At 68.9% G+C, this 18,241-nt stretch carries 19 protein-coding genes; 7 read left to right on the top strand and 12 right to left on the bottom strand.

From position 1 onward, the window contains the following. The 10 genes from QN206_09685 to QN206_09640 form a co-directional block, all read right to left on the bottom strand. On the bottom strand, positions 1-273 hold a 273-nt coding region (locus tag QN206_09685; GenBank protein ID MDR7615076.1), incomplete at its 3' end, for a hypothetical protein. 34 nt (positions 274-307) lie between these two features. Continuing rightward, positions 308-2,092: an iron ABC transporter permease gene (locus QN206_09680; protein MDR7615075.1), complete on the bottom strand. Its 1,785-nt coding sequence runs from the start codon at positions 2,090-2,092 to the stop codon at positions 308-310. Between the two features lie 12 nt (positions 2,093-2,104). Then, positions 2,105-2,527 (bottom strand): VOC family protein, encoded by a 423-nt coding sequence (locus tag QN206_09675; GenBank protein ID MDR7615074.1) that lies wholly within the window; start codon positions 2,525-2,527, stop codon positions 2,105-2,107. Between the two features lie 247 nt (positions 2,528-2,774). Further along, positions 2,775-3,482 carry an ABC transporter ATP-binding protein gene (locus QN206_09670; protein MDR7615073.1) on the bottom strand — a complete coding sequence of 236 codons (708 nt, stop codon included), beginning with the start codon at positions 3,480-3,482 and terminating at the stop codon, positions 2,775-2,777. Next, the gene (locus QN206_09665; protein ID MDR7615072.1) at positions 3,476-4,198 is read right to left on the bottom strand and encodes an ABC transporter ATP-binding protein; all 723 of its coding nucleotides are present in this window, start codon (positions 4,196-4,198) and stop codon (positions 3,476-3,478) included. The genes QN206_09670 and QN206_09665 overlap by 7 nt, the downstream gene beginning before the upstream one ends. Beyond that, the gene (locus QN206_09660; GenBank protein ID MDR7615071.1) at positions 4,199-5,185 is read right to left on the bottom strand and encodes a branched-chain amino acid ABC transporter permease; all 987 of its coding nucleotides are present in this window, start codon (positions 5,183-5,185) and stop codon (positions 4,199-4,201) included. After that, positions 5,182-6,060, bottom strand: a complete 879-nt coding sequence (locus QN206_09655) for a branched-chain amino acid ABC transporter permease (GenBank protein MDR7615070.1) — start codon at positions 6,058-6,060, stop codon at positions 5,182-5,184. The genes QN206_09660 and QN206_09655 overlap by 4 nt, the downstream gene beginning before the upstream one ends. 68 nt (positions 6,061-6,128) lie before the next feature. Further along, complete coding sequence (locus QN206_09650) at positions 6,129-7,358, bottom strand: amino acid ABC transporter substrate-binding protein (GenBank protein ID MDR7615069.1); 1,230 nt, start codon at positions 7,356-7,358, stop codon at positions 6,129-6,131. Positions 7,359-7,435: 77 nt separating this feature from the next. After that, on the bottom strand, positions 7,436-8,509 hold the full coding sequence (locus QN206_09645; protein ID MDR7615068.1) for an alpha-hydroxy acid oxidase: 1,074 nt from the start codon (positions 8,507-8,509) through the stop codon (positions 7,436-7,438). A gap of 13 nt (positions 8,510-8,522) precedes the next feature. Beyond that, positions 8,523-10,331, bottom strand: coding sequence for a PEP-utilizing enzyme (locus QN206_09640; protein ID MDR7615067.1), 1,809 nt, complete (start codon positions 10,329-10,331; stop codon positions 8,523-8,525). A gap of 157 nt (positions 10,332-10,488) precedes the next feature. Between QN206_09640 and QN206_09635 the strand changes: the two genes are divergently transcribed. The 6 genes from QN206_09635 to QN206_09610 are packed head-to-tail and all read left to right on the top strand — an operon-like array spanning position 10,489 to position 15,426. Continuing rightward, on the top strand, positions 10,489-11,292 hold the full coding sequence (locus QN206_09635) for a glucose 1-dehydrogenase (protein ID MDR7615066.1): 804 nt from the start codon (positions 10,489-10,491) through the stop codon (positions 11,290-11,292). Positions 11,293-11,314: 22 nt separating this feature from the next. After that, positions 11,315-12,316, top strand: coding sequence for a thiamine pyrophosphate-dependent dehydrogenase E1 component subunit alpha (locus tag QN206_09630; protein MDR7615065.1), 1,002 nt, complete (start codon positions 11,315-11,317; stop codon positions 12,314-12,316). Next, positions 12,316-13,314: a transketolase C-terminal domain-containing protein gene (locus QN206_09625; protein ID MDR7615064.1), complete on the top strand. Its 999-nt coding sequence runs from the start codon at positions 12,316-12,318 to the stop codon at positions 13,312-13,314. Before QN206_09630 ends, QN206_09625 begins: the two co-directional genes overlap by 1 nt. A 42-nt stretch (positions 13,315-13,356) precedes the next feature. Further along, positions 13,357-13,602, top strand: coding sequence for a DUF2118 domain-containing protein (locus QN206_09620; GenBank protein ID MDR7615063.1), 246 nt, complete (start codon positions 13,357-13,359; stop codon positions 13,600-13,602). Beyond that, the gene (locus tag QN206_09615; protein ID MDR7615062.1) at positions 13,578-14,333 is read left to right on the top strand and encodes a 2-oxo acid dehydrogenase subunit E2; all 756 of its coding nucleotides are present in this window, start codon (positions 13,578-13,580) and stop codon (positions 14,331-14,333) included. The genes QN206_09620 and QN206_09615 overlap by 25 nt, the downstream gene beginning before the upstream one ends. After that, on the top strand, positions 14,323-15,426 hold the full coding sequence (locus tag QN206_09610; GenBank protein MDR7615061.1) for an alcohol dehydrogenase catalytic domain-containing protein: 1,104 nt from the start codon (positions 14,323-14,325) through the stop codon (positions 15,424-15,426). The genes QN206_09615 and QN206_09610 overlap by 11 nt, the downstream gene beginning before the upstream one ends. Here QN206_09610 and QN206_09605 read toward each other — a convergent pair. Continuing rightward, positions 15,419-17,071, bottom strand: coding sequence for a formate--tetrahydrofolate ligase (locus tag QN206_09605; protein ID MDR7615060.1), 1,653 nt, complete (start codon positions 17,069-17,071; stop codon positions 15,419-15,421). The genes QN206_09610 and QN206_09605 overlap by 8 nt on opposite strands. Positions 17,072-17,181: 110 nt before the next feature. Here QN206_09605 and QN206_09600 point away from each other — a divergent pair, with 110 nt between their 5' ends. Further along, positions 17,182-17,595 carry a hypothetical protein gene (locus tag QN206_09600; protein MDR7615059.1) on the top strand — a complete coding sequence of 138 codons (414 nt, stop codon included), beginning with the start codon at positions 17,182-17,184 and terminating at the stop codon, positions 17,593-17,595. Between the two features lie 3 nt (positions 17,596-17,598). On the opposite strand, the gene QN206_09595 is transcribed toward QN206_09600, so the two are convergent. Next, positions 17,599-18,180: an elongation factor P gene (locus QN206_09595; GenBank protein MDR7615058.1), complete on the bottom strand. Its 582-nt coding sequence runs from the start codon at positions 18,178-18,180 to the stop codon at positions 17,599-17,601. Positions 18,181-18,241 lie beyond the last annotated feature (61 nt).

Genomic DNA, 18,241 nt, shown 5'->3' with positions numbered 1-18,241 from the left:
CACCGCCGTGCAGCACGCCACGAACTTGTCCGGATGCCGCTCCACGAGCTGCGCGTTCAACTCGTTGCTCATCCCGAAGGCCGGCAACAGCACGCACATGTCCACCCCGTACCGCTCCATGTCGTACAGCAACCGCGCGGAGTTGTCGTACGCCTCCATCCCCACCATGACGGAGGCGAGATCCGAGTAGCCGGTGCTCCCCCCAAGCTGCGGGCCTGCGGCGAACCGCTGCGCGTGCACGTGGGTGTCGATGATGAAGCGGCCCAGTCGCATCCGTCCCCTCCCCGGAAAAAGCGCCTGAGGTCTCCTACCGGACCCCCCACCGGCCCGAGAGCCGGCGGGCGAGATACGCCATGGCCACCACTCCCAGGAGCATCACCGTTCCCAACGCGCCCGCCTCCGGGAGATCCCCGCGCTCGTACAGGTGCCACAGCCGCACCGCGGCCACGGAGGTCTCCGGTCGGTACAGCACCAGCCCCACGGTGAACTCCCGGAAGCTGATGACGAAGTGGAAGACCCACGCCGCGAGGACCGCGGGAAGCACCAAGGGGATCAGGATGCGACGGACCGCGGTCCCCTCCGCGCACCCGCTCACCCACGCGGCTTCCTCCAACTCCCGGTGCACCTGCATCATGGCCGTTCGCAGGATCCGGCTGACCGTCCCCGTCCGGGCCGCGAAGGCCACCACCAGCATGCCCAAGGTTCCGTACAGGCCAACAGGCAGCCACAGGTACACCAGCATCACCGCCAGCGCCAGGATCACCCCGGGGATCACCACGGAGGAGAAGGCCAGAAAGTCCAGCAGGAACCGCCCCCGTAGGTTTGTGCGCGTCACCACCCAGGCCACCCCCGTGGCCACAGCCACCGCCAGCAGGGCGGCCGCCGCGGAGGCCACCACCCCGTTCCGGAGGGAGAGGACCGTCTGCGCATCCGTGAGCACCTTGCGGTACGCGTCCAGGTTCGGCGGTCCCCACTGCTGGAACCCCGTCCGGACCGCCTCCGGGAAGAGGCTCGTCACGATGAGCACGCCCACGGGAAGTCCCACGGTCACCAGGAGGTACAGGCCCACGAGCCCGATGGCCACGTACCGGACCCTCCCGAGCTCCCGAACCCCGCCCCGGAACCCCTTCCCCCGCACCACCGCGTACCGCTCCGCCAGCTGCGTGGCCCGGTTGTACGCCCACAACCCCACCATGCCCACCAGGAGTCCCGGAACCGCGAGGGCAGCCACCTGCCCGTAGTTCGGAAGAGTCGCCGCGGGATTGAGGGCATAGTAGATCCACGTGCTGTAGACCTGAACCCCCGCGGAGACGCCCAGGAGCAGGGGAACCTCAAAACTCTCCAGGGTGAGGATGAGGGAGAGGATGGCCACCGAACCCACCGCGGGGAACAGCATGGGAAGGACCACCCGCACCAGGGACCGCAGCTGAGAAGCCCCGCACACCCATGCGGCTTCCTCCAGGGTCCAGTCCAGGTTGCGGAAGGCGGAGGCCATGAGGACGAACACCAGGGGCACAAGCCCAAATCCTTGAACCAGGATCATCCCCCACATGCTGAAGATGTTGAGGGGACCGTTCCCCGTGGCCTCCATTCCCACCAGGGCCCGCAGCAGAACGTTCAACAGCCCCGCGCGGGGCCCCAGCAGCATCACCCACCCGATGCTCACCACGATGGGCGGCACCAATAGAGGCACCAGCAGGGCCACGTAGACCAAGTGCCGGCCGGGGAGGTCCGTGCGCTCCACCAGCCACGCGAACCCCGTCCCCACCAATAGGCCCACCGCGCAGCTCCCCAGGGTGTAGAGGGCGGTGTCCGCGAGCACCCGCCGGTACAGGACGGGATTGGTGAACACCGAGAGGAAGTTCTGCAACGTCCAGCGGGAGGCGGGTTCGAAGGGAAGGACGTTGGTGCCCTCCCGGAAAGCCGCGAAGATCAGGGTGCCGAGGGGAGCCAGCAGCAGCCAGCCCAACGCCAGGGCCACCAGGACGCTCAGACCCACGGCGGGTTGGAGCGCGGCTTGGGCCGCGGAGCGCCAGGTCCGGGCAACCCCCTCCCAGGGGAGCGCCCGGGTGGCGATGGGTACGCGCCCCATGGACCGCCTCCTCTACTGGCTTTCGGAGGCCCGGGAGGGGACCGGTCCCAGGAGTTGGATCCTCAGCCCAAGAGTGCCCTCCGGGGCGAGCCACTGCACCATCCGGGTCCCCCCCACGATGGCCGGTGGTCCCTCCGGCCGGATGTTCCAGGAATCGAGCCGCTGCACCGTGTCCTCCACGTTCTCGCTGCGCAGGGCGATGTGGTGGACGCTGGGACCCACCTGCTGGAGGTAGGTCCGAAGCGGATGGGTCTCTCCCCACGGGTAGAGGAGCTCAAAGGTGATCCCGCACGCTTCCACGAACGCGAGATCGATCTCTCGGCCCATGACGTTCTTCTGGTGGGAGACCACCTTCCCCCCCAGAACGTCCACGAAGAACCGGAGCGCCTCCTCCATGTCCCGGACGACCACGCCGAGGTGATCCACCTGCAGCATCCGCGACCTCCCGGAAGGACTGGATTCGTGTGGAGAGGATCCCTGGGCTCCGGTGCCCCGCCCCCCTCCCCGGCCGACCTATAGACCGCACCCGTGCCTGCCCATCAACCGCACCCCGAATCGGCTGCAGCATATACAAATGGACCGACCCCTGTCAACGGACCGGGGAATCGCACACAAGTTCGCCACGGTGGGGGATGAGAAACCGGAGGTCTGGGAGAGGCCCCGGAGCTCGATGGACGAGGGCTCACCCCCCCAGGTAGGCCCGCTGCACGAGTTCGTCCCGCGCCAGCTCCGCCGCGGTCCCGTGGCGCACCACGCGGCCGGTCTCCAGTACGTAGCCCCTCTGGGCCACCCGAAGGCTCATGCGCACGTTCTGCTCCGCCAGGAGGATGGCGCAGCCCTCCGCCTGAATCCTCTGCAGCACCTGGAACACCTCCCGGACGATGAGGGGTGCAAGCCCCAAGGAGGGCTCATCCAGGAGGAGCAGCCGGGGACCGGCCATGAGCCCCCGCGCGATGGCCAACATCTGCTGCTCTCCCCCGCTGAGGGTTCCCGCCAGCTGGCCGTGGCGCTCCCGAAGGCGGGGAAAGAGGGTCCAAACCCACTCCAGCCTCCGGTGGACCGTGGACCGATCCCGCACCCCGTGCGCGCCGAGCAGGAGGTTCTCGTACACCGTCATCCCCGTGAACAGCTCCCGGCCCTCGGGCACCAGTACCACCCCGGCCCGGGCCAGGCGCTCGGGGCTCCATCCCAGGACGGATTTCCCCTCGTACTCGATGCGTGCTCCGGGTTGGGGGCGCACGAGCCCCGCGATGGCCTGCAGGAGGGTGGACTTGCCCGCGCCGTTCGCCCCGATGACGGCCACCGTCTCCCGAGGATGGAGTTCCAGGTGGACGTCCTGCAGGGCCCTGTGCTTGCGGTAGAAAACGGTAAGGCCCGCGACCCTCAGCATCCGGTGTCCTGCCCGAGGTAGGTGGCCACCACCTCCGGGTGGGTGAGCACCTCCTCCGGCTCTCCCTCCAAGATCTTTCGACCCGCGTGCAGCACCACCACCCGGTCCGCGACGGCACGCACCGCGGACATCACGTGTTCCACCAGGATCACCGCCCTGCCCTGGGCCCGCAGCCGCCTCAGGAGCTCCAGGCCCACCTGGAGTTCCCCTTCCGTGAGTCCCGCCAGCCACTCGTCCAGCAGGAGGAGCCTCGGATCCCCCGCGAGGGCGCGGGCCAGCTCCAGTCGCTTCTGATCAATGTAGGTGAGGTCGCCCGCGGGAACGTCCAGCCGACCTCCGAGTCCCACCTCCTCCCCCACCTCCTCTGCCCTCGCCATGGCCTGGGCCACGGGGAGGCCCCGGGCCCGGAAGAGGAAGCCCAGACCGATGTTCTCCCGCACCGTCATCGCCTCCATGATGCGGGGACGTTGAAAGGTCCGGCCGATGCCGAGGTGCGCCACCCGGTGAGGGGGCCATCCCGTGATGTCCCGGCCCTCCCATCGGATCGTTCCCGCGTCCGGCCTGAGAACGCCGCTGATGACGTTCAGGAGGGTGGTCTTCCCCGACCCGTTCGGGCCGATAACGGCCACCAGTTGTCCGGCCCGCGCCACGAGGTCCACCCCCACCAGGGCCTCCAGGCCCCCGAACCGCCGGCTCACGCCCCGCACCTCCAGCATCTACCCCTCGCTCCCCTCCACGCGCCCCAGTTCCTCTGCCCGAATCCGCCCCGCCTCCTGCCGGCGCTCCTCTGTCCGCTGCAGGATCCCCTCCACCATCCCGGACACGCCCCCGGGCGCGTACAGGACCAGGACCGCGAGGAGGAGGCCCAGCACGAACATGAAGGGGTAGGGGTAACGGGCGTACAGCCATTCGTAGAGGAGGAGCAGCGGGATGGTCCCCAACAACGGACCATAGCTGTGCCGGATCCCACCGAGCATGGCCATGAGGACCACCTGGAACGACCGGGTGGGATCGAAGGCCATGTCGGGGAGCACGTAGGCCCACCGGGGAGCCAGGATGGCCCCCACCACCGCCATGGCGCTCGCGGTCGCCGCGAACACCCGGATCTTCACCCGGGAGACGTCCACCCCTGCGTGGGAGGCGGCCAGCTCGTCCTCCCCGATGGCCCGCAGCGCATACCCCAGTCGGGACCTGCGCAGCAGGAACGCGCTCAGGAGAAGCACCGCGGTAATCCCCCATAGGGTGTAGTACAGATCCAGGTCGCCGAAGGGTACGCTCACGATCCGGCCCACCTTCCGGAAGAGCCGCCCCTCGAACCACAGCACGAACTGCCGGAGGAACTCGCTCAGGCCGAAGGTGAACATCACGAAGTACAGGCCGCTGAGCCGCAGGGTCGCGAGGCCCACCACAGAGGCCAGCAGGTACGCCAGGACAGCCGCCGCAGCGACGCAAGCCAGCACCGGGATGCGGCCGCCCAGGTATACGGTCACGTACGTCCCGATGCCGAAGAAGGCGGCGGTGGCCAGGGAAAAGTAGCGGGTGGGCCCGGAGAAGATGGTCCAGGCGGTCACCAGGGCCATGTAACTGAGGAGTTCCACGAAGAATCCCACGAGGTACGCGGACCCCCACCGGGGCGCCGTGAGGAGGACCAGCATCCCCAGGAAGTACGTGGCCCACGCGGCGGATTCCCCTCGCTCCCTCACGTCCGCCACCCGAAAAGACCCCGGGGACGCCAGAGCAGGATCCCCGTGAGCACCGCGAAGTTCACCGTGAGCCGCAGGGCAGGGTCCCAAACCGCGCTCACCACGCTCTCCGCGAGCCCCAGCAGCAGCCCTGCGGTAAGGCTCCCCACCACGCTCCCGATCCCTCCGAGCACGATCACCACCAGGGCCCGCACCGTCACGTCAATGCCCGCGGTGGGGCTGAAGGACCAGAACATGCTCAGCAAGGTCCCCGAAGCACCCGCCAGCATCCCCCCGATGCCGAAGGCCACGAGCCGATACCGCTCCACCCCCACCCCCACGAGCTGCGCGGCCCGGGGGTTATCCGCCATCCCCCGCAGCACCCGCCCCAAGCTGGACCACCGCAGGATCCCGTACAGCACACCGCTGAGCAGAAACGCTCCCGCCGCGGCCACCAGACGGTTCGTGCTGAAGGGATGCCCCAGGAGGAACACCGGCTCGCTCCAGAAGGTGTAGTGCCGCAGCTCCGCTCCCCAGAGCATGAGGGCGGAGCTCTGGAGGATGAACAAAAGGGCAAACGTCAGGAGGAGCATGGCCACCTCGGCTTCCCTCCGATCCATGCGGAAAACCCTCCGCAGGCCCGCGAGGTAGGCGGCACCGCTCACCACGCCCGCGGCCGCCGAGACGCCGAGGAGGGAGGCCAGGGGGCTCAGGCGCCCCGCGGTGTACAGGGTGTAGGTCAACAGGGCCCCCAGCATCACCAGCTCCCCGTACGCGAGGTTGAGGATCCCCGCCACCGCGTACTGGAGGTTCAGCCCCAGGGCGGTGAGGGCGTACACTCCCCCCAGGATCAGGCCGTCCAGGACGACGGCCACCCACGTGCCGCTTCCAGCCATCCGCGTCTCCGAAAAGGAAACCGGGGGGCACTCGTTGGCTCAGGCGCCCCCCGGATCCGTTTTCTCCGTTACCTTCGCCAGGCCGGCTTGGGAACCCGCATGGGACGGATCTGCCCCTCTAGACCCCACACGCCCAGGAACTGGCCTCCCTGCCACTGACCGATCATGCTGGGCCAGTAGGTGTTCATCTGCTCCTTGAAGCGGATGGGGCCCATGATGGTCCGGAAGGTCCGGGTGGCGATGACGTCCCGGATCTTCTTCCGGTCAATCTCCCCCACCTCCTCCACGGCCTGCTCCAGGACCTGTAGGGCCGCGGGCATGTATGCCCCGCCCCAGCACTCGATGGGCCGGCCGACCACCTTCCGGTACAACTCGTAGTACTCCTTGGCGCCCGGAATCTGTGGATTGCAGCCTCCCGCGCCCATCACGCCCTCGATGGTGCGCGCACCATACCGTCTTGGAAGATCCCCGAAGGCGATCCCCACGGTTCCGTAGTAGATCTTCGGGTTGAACTGCTGGGCAATGGCCTGCTCCAGGAGCAGGGAAAAGTCGGAGGGGTAGCTGATGGAGATGTACACGTCTGGGTTCAACGCTTTCATCTCTCGGATCAGCGGGGAGACGTCCGAGACCTGCAAGGGGTAGCTCTTCACGTACAGGATCTGAAATTCCGCTCGCTTGAGGGCCGCTTCGTACGCAGGCCAGAACTCGTATCCGTGCTGATCCGCGATGTACGTGGCCACGATCCTCGGTCCGATGGCTCCTCTCCGGCGGAAGTGCACGAGCATGTCCGTCACGGCTTTGGCATGAACGTCGGGCTGGGCGTGGAACCAGAAGGCATACGGGAACTCGTGCCGGCGCTTGTAGAGCTCCACCGCGCTCGCATGCACGCCGAGCAGCGGGTAACCGTACTTGTTAAAGATGGGTGCGGCCGCGATGTGCATGGCCGTGCCGTAGGGGGGAAGGATCAGGTCCACCTTGTCCTGGAGGATGAGCCGCTCCAGGTTCCGGATCAGGGTCTCCTGCTGGCTTCGGTCGTCGTACTCGATGAACTCGATGGGCACCCGGCGGCCGAACTTCTTGAGGTATAGCCCGCCCTTCTTGTTCAGCCCGTCAAGCCAGATCTTGAACTGGTACCGGCTGGCCTCCGGCACCCCCGGAGAGAGGGGGCCCGTCAGGGAGTGCACCACGCCGATCCGGATCTTCGCGGGCCCCCCGCTCTGGGTGGCCCCGTACCCGTAGGCGCTCACCCCCAGGGCCATCAACGCCACCACGATCAGGACCTTCCGTACCGAGCGCATGCACCTCACCCCCTCTTCAAGATTTGGGACCCCGCCGCCCGGCTCCTGATGCCCGTTCCCCCGTCCTCCCACCCCCCTCAGGTCCGCCGCCCGAGCCCGTAGAACTCCACGGGGGACGGCGCGAGGTACTCCGGCCCCACCTCCTCGATCTCCGTTACCCCCAGGAGCCCCAGGGTGGTGCTGATCTCCTCCTGCAACAACTCCAGAGCCCGCTCCACCCCCTCCTGGCCTGCCGCGGCCAGGGCCCAGCACTGGAGCTTCCCGATGAGGGCCGCCCGGGCACCCAGGGCGAGGGCCTTCACCACGTCCGTGCCCCGCAGGAGACCGCCGTCCACCAGCACCTCCGCCCGACCCCCCACCGCCTCCACGATCTCCGAAAGCACGTCCACGGTGGCGGGCGCGTGGTCCAGCTGCCGGCCCCCGTGGTTGGAGACGTACACCACCTGCACCCCGTGCTCCACCGCCAGCCGGGCGTCCTCGGGGGTGAGGATCCCCTTCAGGACCAAGGGGAGGGAGGTCTGGTCTCGGAGCCAACGCACATCGTCCCAGGTGAGGGCTGCCTGGTAGGTCTCGTCCGGGACGATGTCCGCGAGGTTCGGACGTTGCGCCTCCTGGCGGGGACGAAACCGGTTCTGGAGGTCCCGTTCCCGTCTTCCGTACACCGGGACGTCCACGGTCAGGCACAGGGCCAGGTAGCCCGCGGCTTCCACCCGGCGCACCATCCGGCGCATCCAGCCGCGATCCCCCCGCACATAGAGCTGGAAGACCAGGGGACCGCCTGCGGCCTCCGCCACCTCTTCCAAGGAACGCTCAGACATCGTGCTGATCCAGGCGATGGTCCCCCGCCGGCCCGCGGCCCGGACCACCGCCCGGGTACCGTCCGGGTGGACCAGGCCCAGGTTGCCGATGGGCGCCAGCATCACGGGTGAGGCCAGGGGGTGTCCCAGAAAGGTGGTCGCCGTGGACCGGACCCGGACGTCCCGCAGCACCCGGGGTCGGAAGGCGTAGCGCGTCCAGCCCAGCCGGTTCCGACGCAGGGTGGTCTCCGTCTCCGCCCCGCCGGAGATGTAGTCCCACACGTAGGGCGCAAGCCTCCGGCGGGCCGCCTGAACGAGGTCGCGGAGGGTGGCGAAGGATTCCGCGCCGCTCACGGAGGGGACCTCCTCAGTCCAGAAGGGTCACGGTTCCCGCATCCCCATCCACCCGGATCCGCTGGCCGGTGCGGATCCTCTGGGTGGCCACCCCGGTTCCCAGCACCGCGGGGATCCCGTACTCCCGGGCAACGATGGCCGCGTGGGACATGATGCCCCCGATGTCCGACACCGTGGCCTTGATCTTCGCGAACACGGGAGCCCAGCTGGGCTCCGTCACGGGGCAGACCAGGATCTCCCCGGACCGGACCTGTGAGAGGTCCTCCGCCGTGAACACCACCCGGGCCGGTCCCTCCGCTACCCCGGGCGCTCCCGGAATCCCCCGCAGCACGTTCTCCTCCTGGGGTGCAAGCCAGGACCGGACCCGATCCGGGGTGAAGCCCCACAGCATGACCACCGCGGGATCCGTCATCTCCTCCGGCACCCGGCCCAGAAACGGCGGGGGCGTGACCTTCCGGAGGGCCTGGTGGACCCGCCGCCGACGCTGGATCACCGGCCGCCAGTACCGGGGACCTCGGGCCCCGCATCCCGCGGACCACGCGAGCAGAAGATCGTGGAGGGCTTCCGAGACCTCCCGGGGCTTCAGATAGAAGACATCCTCCGGATCCTCGAAGAATCCCTGCTGCACGAACAGCCCCCCGAGCTCCCGGATCTTGTTCCAGAACAGGCTCTGGTACCACTGCTCCACGTAGAACTTGTGGTCCTCGATCCCGTAGTACACCTTCCGCGTCAGCTGGAGCATCTGATCGAAGGCCCGCCGATCCTCCTCCGAGGGGAGGAGCCTGCGATACTCCGTGGCGATCCGGTCCCGCTCCGCCACCAGTTCCTCCAGAGGCCGGTCGAGGGTCTCCCCGGCCCGGATCCGCTCGATGTAGTGGGGCAGGACCGAGAGGACCGGTGTGGGATCGTCCTTCCACGCCCGGTGGGTGTGATGGAACCCATCTCCCGTGCTCATGTAGAACCAGGGGTCCGCGCTCCGCTCCCACTCCCCGAGCCAGCGCCGGCCTCCTTCCGTGCCCTCCAGCGCGCGCCATACCTCCTGCCAGCTCCTCCCCTCCTGGAACGCCTCCTCGATCCCCAGCTCCACCGCGAGCCGCGCCAGCCGCTTCAGCTCGTCGTTGGGCCGGAACATGCTCACGTCGATCCCGGACACCATCCGGGGGATGACCGGATCCGGGATCTCGGGGAAAGCCTGCTTGCAGAACTGGTAGAAGGTGAGGTACTCCCCGAACCCGATCATCACGATCTCCATGTGCAGCTGCCACATGCGGTAGATGCTCTCCAGGGCCCGGTGGTACGCGTGCAGGACGTCCCAGGCGAGCCCCACCCCCCGCCGCTCCAGGACCACCGCTTCCTCCTCCACCTCCGGGAGGGGAGGGAACCGCAGGGAATCCAGGGCACGGATCTCCTCCGTGACCTTTCGCTTCCAGTTCCCGTAGACCTCCTCCCACTGCTCGTAGTAGCTCCCCGCCCGCCGCAGGAAGTACGGTGTCCGGCGCTCGACCTCCTGTGGGTCCGTGATGGGAGTGGGACTCATGTACACGTACCCCAGGAGGATGCGGAACGCCATGCCCTTCGCCCCGGGGATGAGGAAGATGCGGTGACTCATCTCCCCGATCCCCACGTGCCCCGCCTCCGCGGCGACGGTGTCGAAGGGCGCGAGGGGCTCCGTGTAGTGCATGGTGTTGAGAAACCAGAACCGTTCCTCCTCTTCCTCCCGCCGATCCGGGCTGAAGAGCAGGTAGTAGGGGTAGAGTTCCTCCCACCCCTCGCACTCCGGTGGGGTCATGACCTCAAACGGACTGGGAAACCCCCGGTCCATCCCACACCCCCCTTCGGTGGATCTCGCGCAAGGCCCAGAGCCCCGCGGGCCCGGGGCGGACGTTTCCTTTAGGGATTATGGGATTCGCCCCACTTGACGCTTCTCCTGCTGCCCGAGTACGTTTGGCACGAGGCCGTGCAGAGCGGAGGTGAGGGCGGTGCGCGTGGACTTCACGGGGAAGGTGGCGGTGGTGACGGGCGGAGGGTCCGGCATCGGTCGGGCCATCTGCCAGGAGTTCGCGCGGGCGGGGGCCCGGGTGGTGTGCGTGGACCTCGACCCCCGGGGGGGCGAGGAAACCGTGGCGCAGATCCGGCGGGAAGACGGAGAGGCGATCTTCGTGCAGGCGGACGTGACCCGTTCGGAGGACGTCCAGCGGTACGTCCGGGAGGCCGTGGAGCGGTTCGGACGGATCGATGCCTTCGCGAACAACGCGGGCTGGGAGGGCGCCTTTGCCCCCATCGTGGAGCTCCCCGAGGAGCAGTTCGACCGGATCATGGCCATCAACGTGCGGGGGGTGTTCCTCGGGCTGAAGTACGTGCTTCCCGTGATGATCCAGCAGCGCAGCGGCGCGGTGGTCAACACGGCCAGCATCGCCGCCTATTACGGGAGCCCCACCATGGTGGGCTACAGCGCCAGCAAGCACGCGGTGGTGGGCCTCACGCAGACCGCGGCTCTGGAGGTGGCACGCTTCGGCGTCCGCGTGAACGCCATCGCCCCCGGCCCCGTGGACACGCGCCTGTATCGCGCCATCGTGGAGGCCAAGCAGCCCGGGCAGATGGAGGAATACAACGAGCGGATGCGGGCCGTGACCCCGGACCAGCGCCTGGGGGAGCCCCAGGAGATCGCCTGGCTCGTGCTGTTTTTAAGCTCCGACTTCGCCCGTCACATCAACGGCGCGACCATCGTGATCGACGGAGGCCTCACGGCGCAATCCCCCACTCCGCGGGGCGTTCGGCAGTAGTCGGAAACCGGGAGGCAACGCCATGGGGATCCCGCGGGAACTCGCCCTGGAGATGTACCGGCGGATGCGTCTCATCCGCAGGTTCGAGGAGCGGGTGGTGGAGCTGGTGAACGACAACGAGATCCCCGGCATCACCCACGAGTACATCGGTCAGGAGGCGGTGGCCGTGGGGGTGTGCGCGGCCCTGAGGCCGGACGACGCCATCACCAGCACCCACCGGGGTCACGGACACGTGATCGCGAAGGGTGGGGACGTCCGGTACATGATGGCGGAGCTCATGGGGAGGGAGACGGGATACAACCGGGGCCGCGGTGGCTCCATGCACATCGCGGATGTGCAGATCGGGGTGTACGGCGCGAACGGGATCGTGGGCGCAGGCTGTCCCATGGCGTGCGGTGCCGCGTACGTGTTCCGCCGGCAGGGGGATCGGGTGGTGGTGGCCTTCTTCGGAGACGGGGCCATCAACCAGGGCGTGGTCCACGAATCCCTCAACCTCGCCGCCATCCTGGATCTGCCGGTGGTGTTCGTGTGCGAGAACAACCTGTACGCCATCACCACCCCCATCCGGTCCGTCACCCGCAACGAGCTGTGGCGACGGGCGGAGGCGTACGGGATCCCCGCCCGTCCGGTGGACGGGATGGACGTGGAGGCCGTGTACGGGGCTGCGGTGGAGGCCGTGGCCCGAGCCCGGGCGGGGGGAGGACCGAGCTTTTTGGAGTGCCGGACGTATCGCTACTCGGGACACTACACCGCGGAGCGAAATCTCCCGCACGTCCGGTACCGGACGGAGGAGGAGATCGAGCAGTGGCGTCAGCGGGACCCCATCCGCACCTGGCGTCAGCGGATGCTGGAACGAGGATGGGCCACGGAGGCGGAGCTCGACGGGATCGACGGGGAGATCGAGCGGGCCCTGGAGGAGGCCGTGGCCTTCGCCCGCCAGAGCCCCTGGCCGGATCCGGCCACGGCCCTGGAGTACATGTACGCGGAACCCATGGAAGGAATCCCTGCGCGGGGGTGGCGATGATGCGGCAGATCCGGTATCTGCAGGCCATCCAGGAGGCCCTGTATCAGGAGATGCAGCGGGATCCCCGGGTCTTCATCCTCGGGGAGGACATCCGGGTGAGCATGCGGGGGACCACCCGGGGCTTCGTGGAAGCCTTCGGCCCGGAGCGGGTGCTCGATATGCCCATCTCCGAGGCCGCCTTCACGGGATTCGCCACGGGGGCGGCCATGGCAGGGTTCCGGCCCATCGTGGAATACCAGATCCCCTCCCTGGTGTACGTGGCCTTCGACCAGCTGGCAAACCAGGCGGCGAAGATGCCCTACATGCTGGGCGGGCAGGTGCGGCTCCCGATCACGTACCTGGTCATGGGCGCGGGTGCCAAGAACAACGCGGCCGGGCAACACTCCGACAACCCCTATCCCTTCCTTCTCCATGCGGGGTTCAAGGTGGTCCTGCCTTCCACGCCTTACGACATGAAGGGGCTGCTCATCAGCGCCATCCGACACGACGACCCGGTCTTCGTCCTCTGCCCCGCGGCCCTCTACGCCCTCCGGGGCCCCGTGCCGGAGGAGCCGTACACGGTTCCCCTGGGCGTGGGCGAGGTGAAGCGGGACGGCAGCGACGTGACGGTGATCGCCACGGGGCACCTGGTGCAGACCGCCCTCCAGGTGGCGGAGAAATTGGCCGAGGAGGGCATCCAGCTCCTGGTGTGGGATCCCCGCACCCTCCTCCCCCTGGACCGCGAGGGACTCTTCCGGGTCGTCCGCCGCACCGGACGTGTGGTGATCCTGGACGATTCCAACCGCACCTGCGGGTTCGCCGCGGAGGTGGCTGCCCTCCTCGCGGAGGAGTGCTTCGACGCCCTCCGGGCGCCCGTACAGCGCATCACCCGGCCCGACGTCCCGGTGCCCTTTAGCCCGCCCCTGGAACAGGCGGTGCTGCCGGGAGCCGCGCAGCTATTGCAGGCCGTCCGGCGGGTCCTGGAGTGGAAGCGGGAACCTTCCGTGGTCGTCCCCTGATCTGCAGGGAATCCAAATCGACCGGATCGTGGGAGAGCGCGGATGCCGACGGTGGAGGTCAAGGTTCCGAAGGTGGCCATGAGCGTGGACGCGGTGGACGTGGTGAGCTGGCACGTGCAGGTAGGAGATCGGGTGCAGAAGGGATCTCCCCTCGTGGACCTGGAGACGGAGAAAGCCACGCTCACCGTGGAGTCGGAGGTGGAAGGAGAGGTCGTGGAGATCCTCGCGCGGCCCGGAGACACCCTCCCCATGGGGGCGAGCCTGTGCCGGATCCGGGTGGGGGAGTAGGCAGACACGCGCAGGCGGGGCCCGAGGAGTCCTCCTTCCTGGAGCCCTACCGGGAGCTCCCGGTGCTCCGGGAGCAGCCCCTCGGACCGGTCCGGCGGATCATCGTCCACCGGCTGGGGGAGACGTGGCGGCACGGGGTGCTGGTCACCCTGCACCGAGGGCTTGAGGCGCAGGGCCTGGTGCAGGCCGCGGAGCGCACGGGCTTTTCTCCCTTCGACCTCCTCCTGCGGGCCGTGGTGCGAACCCTGCAGGAGGATCCCCGGTTCAACGCCACCTTCGACGGCACCGTGCACCGCATGTACGGGGTGGTGAACCTGGGCGTGGCCGTGGACACGCCTAGGGGGGTCGTGGCCCCCGTGATCCGGAACGCGCAGGCCCTTTCCCTGGAGCACCTCGCCCGGATGCGTCGGGAGGTAACGGAACGCGTGCGGGCCTGGCAACACCGGTTGGAGGACCTCCTGGGAGCCACCTTCACCGTAAGCCAGCTGGGGCCCCTGCAGGTGGACGCCTTCACCCCCATCCCCAATCCCCCACAGGTGGCCATCCTCGGGGTGGGCCGCCTGCAGTCCCTTTCCGTGGCGTGGTGGCCGGAACGCACCCCGCAGCCCCGGTGGATCCTGCCCATCAGCCTCACCTTCGACCACCGGGTGGTGGACGGTGCGGATGCCGCCCGGTTCCTACAGCTTTTGCAGGAATTCCTGAACCGGGAGGGAGGGCCGAGTGAAGCGTGAGACCGTGCTGGCGGCCGTGACCCATGCGCCCGGGCAGGTGGTGCTGCGGGAATTCCCGCGTCCGGAGCTCGGGCCGGACGACCTCCTGCTGCGGGTGGAGCTGTGCGGGATCTGCGGGTCGGACCTGCACATCTTCGAGGGAGACCGCCCCCGGCCCTATCCCATGATCCAGGGGCACGAGTTCGTGGGCACCGTGGCCGCCATCGGGGAGCGGGCCCGGGATCGAAACCGCGTGGACGTGGGAGATCGGGTAACCGTGGAGGTGCTCGTTCCCTGTCAGACCTGCCCCTGGTGTCGGGCGGGGACCTACAACCTGTGTCTCGCGAACCGCACGGAAGGGTGGATGTACGGGTGCAACATCAGCTGCGAGCGTCCCCCGCACCTGTGGGGAGCGTGGGCCCAGTATCTCTACGTGCCGGCCCGTGCCCTGGTCCATCGCCTCCCGGACGGGATCCCGTGGGAGCGGGCGGTGCTGACAGAACCCCTCTCCGTGGCCGTGCGGGCCGTGCACCTCAGCCCCATCCGGGTGGGGGAGCCCGCGGTGGTCATCGGAAGCGGCCCCATCGGGCTCCTCACCGCGCTGGTGGCGAACCTCGCGGGTGCGCGGCCCGTGATCCTCGTGGGGCGCCGGGAGGAGCGGCTGTGGCTCGCGCAGAGGCTCGGGGCCACCGTGGTGATCAACGAACAGGAGGAAGATCCCACGGAGGCCGTGCTCCGCCTCACGGAGGGGGGTGCGCCCGTGGTCTTCGAGGCCGCGGGCACCGTGCAGAGCCAGCAGGCGGCCTTTGCATATGCCCGACCCGGGGGCACCGTGACCCTCCTGGGCCTCACGGGCGCGCAGCCCGTCCCCCTGGCCCTGGACCGGGTGATCGTCACCCGGGAGGTGCGGGTCCAGGGATCCGCCATGGGCGCCCAGGCGTATCCCGCCACCCTGGAGATCCTCGCGGGAAGCGGCTTTCCGCTCGAGGCCCTGGTGACGCACCGATTCCCGCTCTCCCGGGTGGAGGAGGCCCTGCACACCGTCCGCGGCCGCGGGGGCGGGTGCATCAAGGCGGTGATCGCCCCCTGGGATCCCGGAGGACTCCCTACGTGAGGCCCACCACCCTTCCCTGGTCGTCCAGGGAGATCCGCTCCGCGGCAGGCCGCCGCGGGAGTCCAGGCATGGTCATGATGTCCCCCGCCAGGGCCACGAGGAACCCTGCCCCCGCGGAGAGCCGCACATCCCGGATGGTGATGACAAATCCCGTGGGCCTGCCCACCCTCTCGGGGTCGTCCGAGAGGGAGTACTGGGTCTTGGCGACGCACACGGGGAGGTTGCCGTAGCCCAACGCCTCGTACCGGGCCATCTTGTTCCGGGCGCGGGCCGTGAATTCCACCCCGTCCGCACCGTATATGGTGCGGGCAACGGCCTCCAGCTTCTTCTGGAAGGGCCAGGCGAGGTCGTACAGGAAGCGGGGTGCGGACGGCGCGCGGTTCTGGCGCAGCACGCCCCGCACCGCCTCCGCGAGCTCCATGCCTCCTTCCCCTCCGAGTTCCCAACCCCGGAACTCAGCCACGGGGACCTGCAGTTCCTTGCAGCGCCGGATCACGAGGTCCAGCTCCTCCCGGGTGTCCGATCCGAAGACGTTGAGGGAAACCACGGGGGGGATGCCGAACGCCCGCAGGTTCTCCACGTGCTTGTCGAGGTTCACGAGTCCCCGCTCCACGGCCGCGGGGTTCGGCTCCTCGTAGTTCCGACCCGCGCCGCCGTGGATCCGGAGGGCTCGCACGGAGGCCACGAGGACTCCCACCGCGGGCCGGAGGTTCCCCGTGCGGCACTTGATGTGCACGAACTTCTCCGCCCCGAGATCCGAACCGAACCCGGCCTCCGTGATCACCACCTCCGCGCACTTGAGGGCGAGCCGTGTCGCGAGCAGGCTGTTGCACCCGTGCGCGATGTTCGCGAAGGGTCCTCCGTGGACCATGGCGGGGGTTCCCTCCAGGGTCTGCACCAGATTCGGATGGATGGCGTCCTTGAGGAGGGCGGCCACGGAGCCCGCCACCCCCAGATCCTCCACGGTCACCACCGTCTCGTCTTCCCGCTCCCCCACCACGATGCGCGCCACCCGCTCCCGCAGATCCGCCCGGTTCTGGACCAGGCACAGGATGGCCATGATCTCCGAAGCGCTCGTGATGTCGAACCCGGTCTCCCGCGCGACCCCGTGGGCGCCGCCGCCCAGCCCGACCACGATCTGACGCAGGGCCCGATCGTTCATGTCCACCACCCGCCGCCAGTGGACCCGGTGCGGCGCGAGTCCCGGGATGGTCTGGAAGTAGAGGGCGTTGTCCACCACCGCGGCGATGAGGTTGTGGGCCGCGGCCACCGCGTGGAAATCGCCCGTGAAGTGCAGGTTGATGTCGTCCGCGGGGACAAGCTGCGCACGTCCCCCGCCCGCGGCCCCGCCCTTCACCCCGAAGCAGGGTCCCAGGGAGGGCTCCCGCAGGGTGACCACGGACCGGAGGCCCAAACGCCGCAGGGCGTCTCCGAGACCGATGGCGGTGGTGGTCTTCCCTTCCCCCGCGGGGGTCGGGTTGATTCCCGTCACGAGGACCAGGGCTCCGTCCGGACGGTCCTGGAGCCGCTCCAGGGCCTCCACCCGGATCTTCGCCTTATCCCGACCATACGGCAGGAGCTCTTCCTCCAGGATCCCCAGATCCTCCGCGAGTTCTGAGAGCGTGCGCGGACGTGGCTGCGCCATGCTTTTCCCTCCCGTTCGGATCCCGGCGAGCGGAATTCGGCGCCATTATGGTGAGGGATCCGGGCCCTGTCAAGGCAAGGCGGTTCGTGCTATGCTTGCCCTGAGGAGGGATGGGGATGCGCTGCCCCCGGTGCGACCACCCCGTGCAGTTCTGTGAGTGCCTCCCGCCCTCGCAACGCGCCCTGCTCGAATCCCAGACCCTGCTGGTGGACCTCGGTTGGGGGCGGCCCTACCGGATCCGGGCTCCGGGTCGCCCGCTCACGGTGCTCCTCCTTTCCGCGCTTCTGATCCTGCCGCTCCTGCTCTTCGCGCTCCCCCTGGTGGCCATCGCGGCCTTCACCGCCGCGCCCGGAACCGCAGCGCCCTGGCACCAGGCGCTCGGGTTCGCCGGAGGAGCCGTTCTGGCCCTGGGCGGGGCGTGGCTGCTGCCCGCGGCGCTGCTGCGGGTCATGGAGCACCGATCTGACCGGAGGGGAGGGTCCGTGGGGCCGCGCAGGCCGAGCCCGCGGTCTCTGCCCCGCTAGGGCTTACCGTTCGCCGCGGGCCTTGCGCTTCGCCCGCTCCACGTAGCTGGCGGTCTCCACGTCCACCCGGATCCACTCCCCGGGCGCGATGAAGGGCGGGACCAGGATCACAAGGCCGTTCTCGAGCTTGGCCTCCTTCCACACGTTCTCCGTGCCGATGGCCCGGCTGGGCGGCGCGGTCTCCACCACCTGGACCTCCACCACGTCCGGGAACACCACGCCCACGGGCTCCCCATCGGAGAACTCCACGGGGACCGTCATCCCCTCCCGCAGGTAGGCGGCCGCGGGACCCAGGCGGGCGTTCTGGATGTCCACCTGCTCGAAGGTCTCCGTGTCCATGAAGTGCGTGGCCTCTCCGTCCTGATAGAGCACCTGCATGTTGCGGCGGGTGGTCTGCACGTCCTCGATGAGCTCGTCCGCGCGGAACCGCACCTCCCGGACGGTCCCCGTGCGGGTGTTGCGCAGCTTCGCATGCGTTACCCCGCCCATCTGTCCCCCGCCCGCGTGGTAGGAGGCCGTGATGACCCGGAACAGCTCCCCCTCCAGCCGGATCACCATGCCGGATCGCAGCTCAGACGCCGCCACCATGCTCCATCCCACCCCGCTTTCCGAATCCGACTCCCCCTTGAAGTATACCGCCCGGATC

The organism is Armatimonadota bacterium, assembly GCA_031460175.1.
Taxonomy (GTDB): domain Bacteria; phylum Sysuimicrobiota; class Sysuimicrobiia; order Sysuimicrobiales; family Sysuimicrobiaceae; genus Sysuimicrobium; species Sysuimicrobium tengchongense.
Note: the sequence above shows the minus strand (reverse complement) of the source record. Positions and strands in the feature narration are given on the sequence as shown.

What these genes read in the sequence shown, in the direction of transcription:
- QN206_09680 (MDR7615075.1), bottom strand. Translation starts at nt 2,092, where the DNA reads ATGGGGCGCGTACCCATCGCCACCCGGGCGCTCCCCTGGGAGGGGGTT.
- QN206_09675 (MDR7615074.1), bottom strand. Translation starts at nt 2,527, where the DNA reads ATGCTGCAGGTGGATCACCTCGGCGTGGTCGTCCGGGACATGGAGGAG.
- QN206_09670 (MDR7615073.1), bottom strand. Translation starts at nt 3,482, where the DNA reads ATGCTGAGGGTCGCGGGCCTTACCGTTTTCTACCGCAAGCACAGGGCC.
- QN206_09665 (MDR7615072.1), bottom strand. Translation starts at nt 4,198, where the DNA reads ATGCTGGAGGTGCGGGGCGTGAGCCGGCGGTTCGGGGGCCTGGAGGCC.
- QN206_09655 (MDR7615070.1), bottom strand. Translation starts at nt 6,060, where the DNA reads ATGGCTGGAAGCGGCACGTGGGTGGCCGTCGTCCTGGACGGCCTGATC.
- QN206_09650 (MDR7615069.1), bottom strand. Translation starts at nt 7,358, where the DNA reads ATGCGCTCGGTACGGAAGGTCCTGATCGTGGTGGCGTTGATGGCCCTG.
- QN206_09640 (MDR7615067.1), bottom strand. Translation starts at nt 10,331, where the DNA reads ATGGACCGGGGGTTTCCCAGTCCGTTTGAGGTCATGACCCCACCGGAG.
- QN206_09630 (MDR7615065.1), top strand. Translation starts at nt 11,315, where the DNA reads ATGGGGATCCCGCGGGAACTCGCCCTGGAGATGTACCGGCGGATGCGT.
- QN206_09625 (MDR7615064.1), top strand. Translation starts at nt 12,316, where the DNA reads ATGCGGCAGATCCGGTATCTGCAGGCCATCCAGGAGGCCCTGTATCAG.
- QN206_09620 (MDR7615063.1), top strand. Translation starts at nt 13,357, where the DNA reads ATGCCGACGGTGGAGGTCAAGGTTCCGAAGGTGGCCATGAGCGTGGAC.
- QN206_09605 (MDR7615060.1), bottom strand. Translation starts at nt 17,071, where the DNA reads ATGGCGCAGCCACGTCCGCGCACGCTCTCAGAACTCGCGGAGGATCTG.
- QN206_09600 (MDR7615059.1), top strand. Translation starts at nt 17,182, where the DNA reads ATGGGGATGCGCTGCCCCCGGTGCGACCACCCCGTGCAGTTCTGTGAG.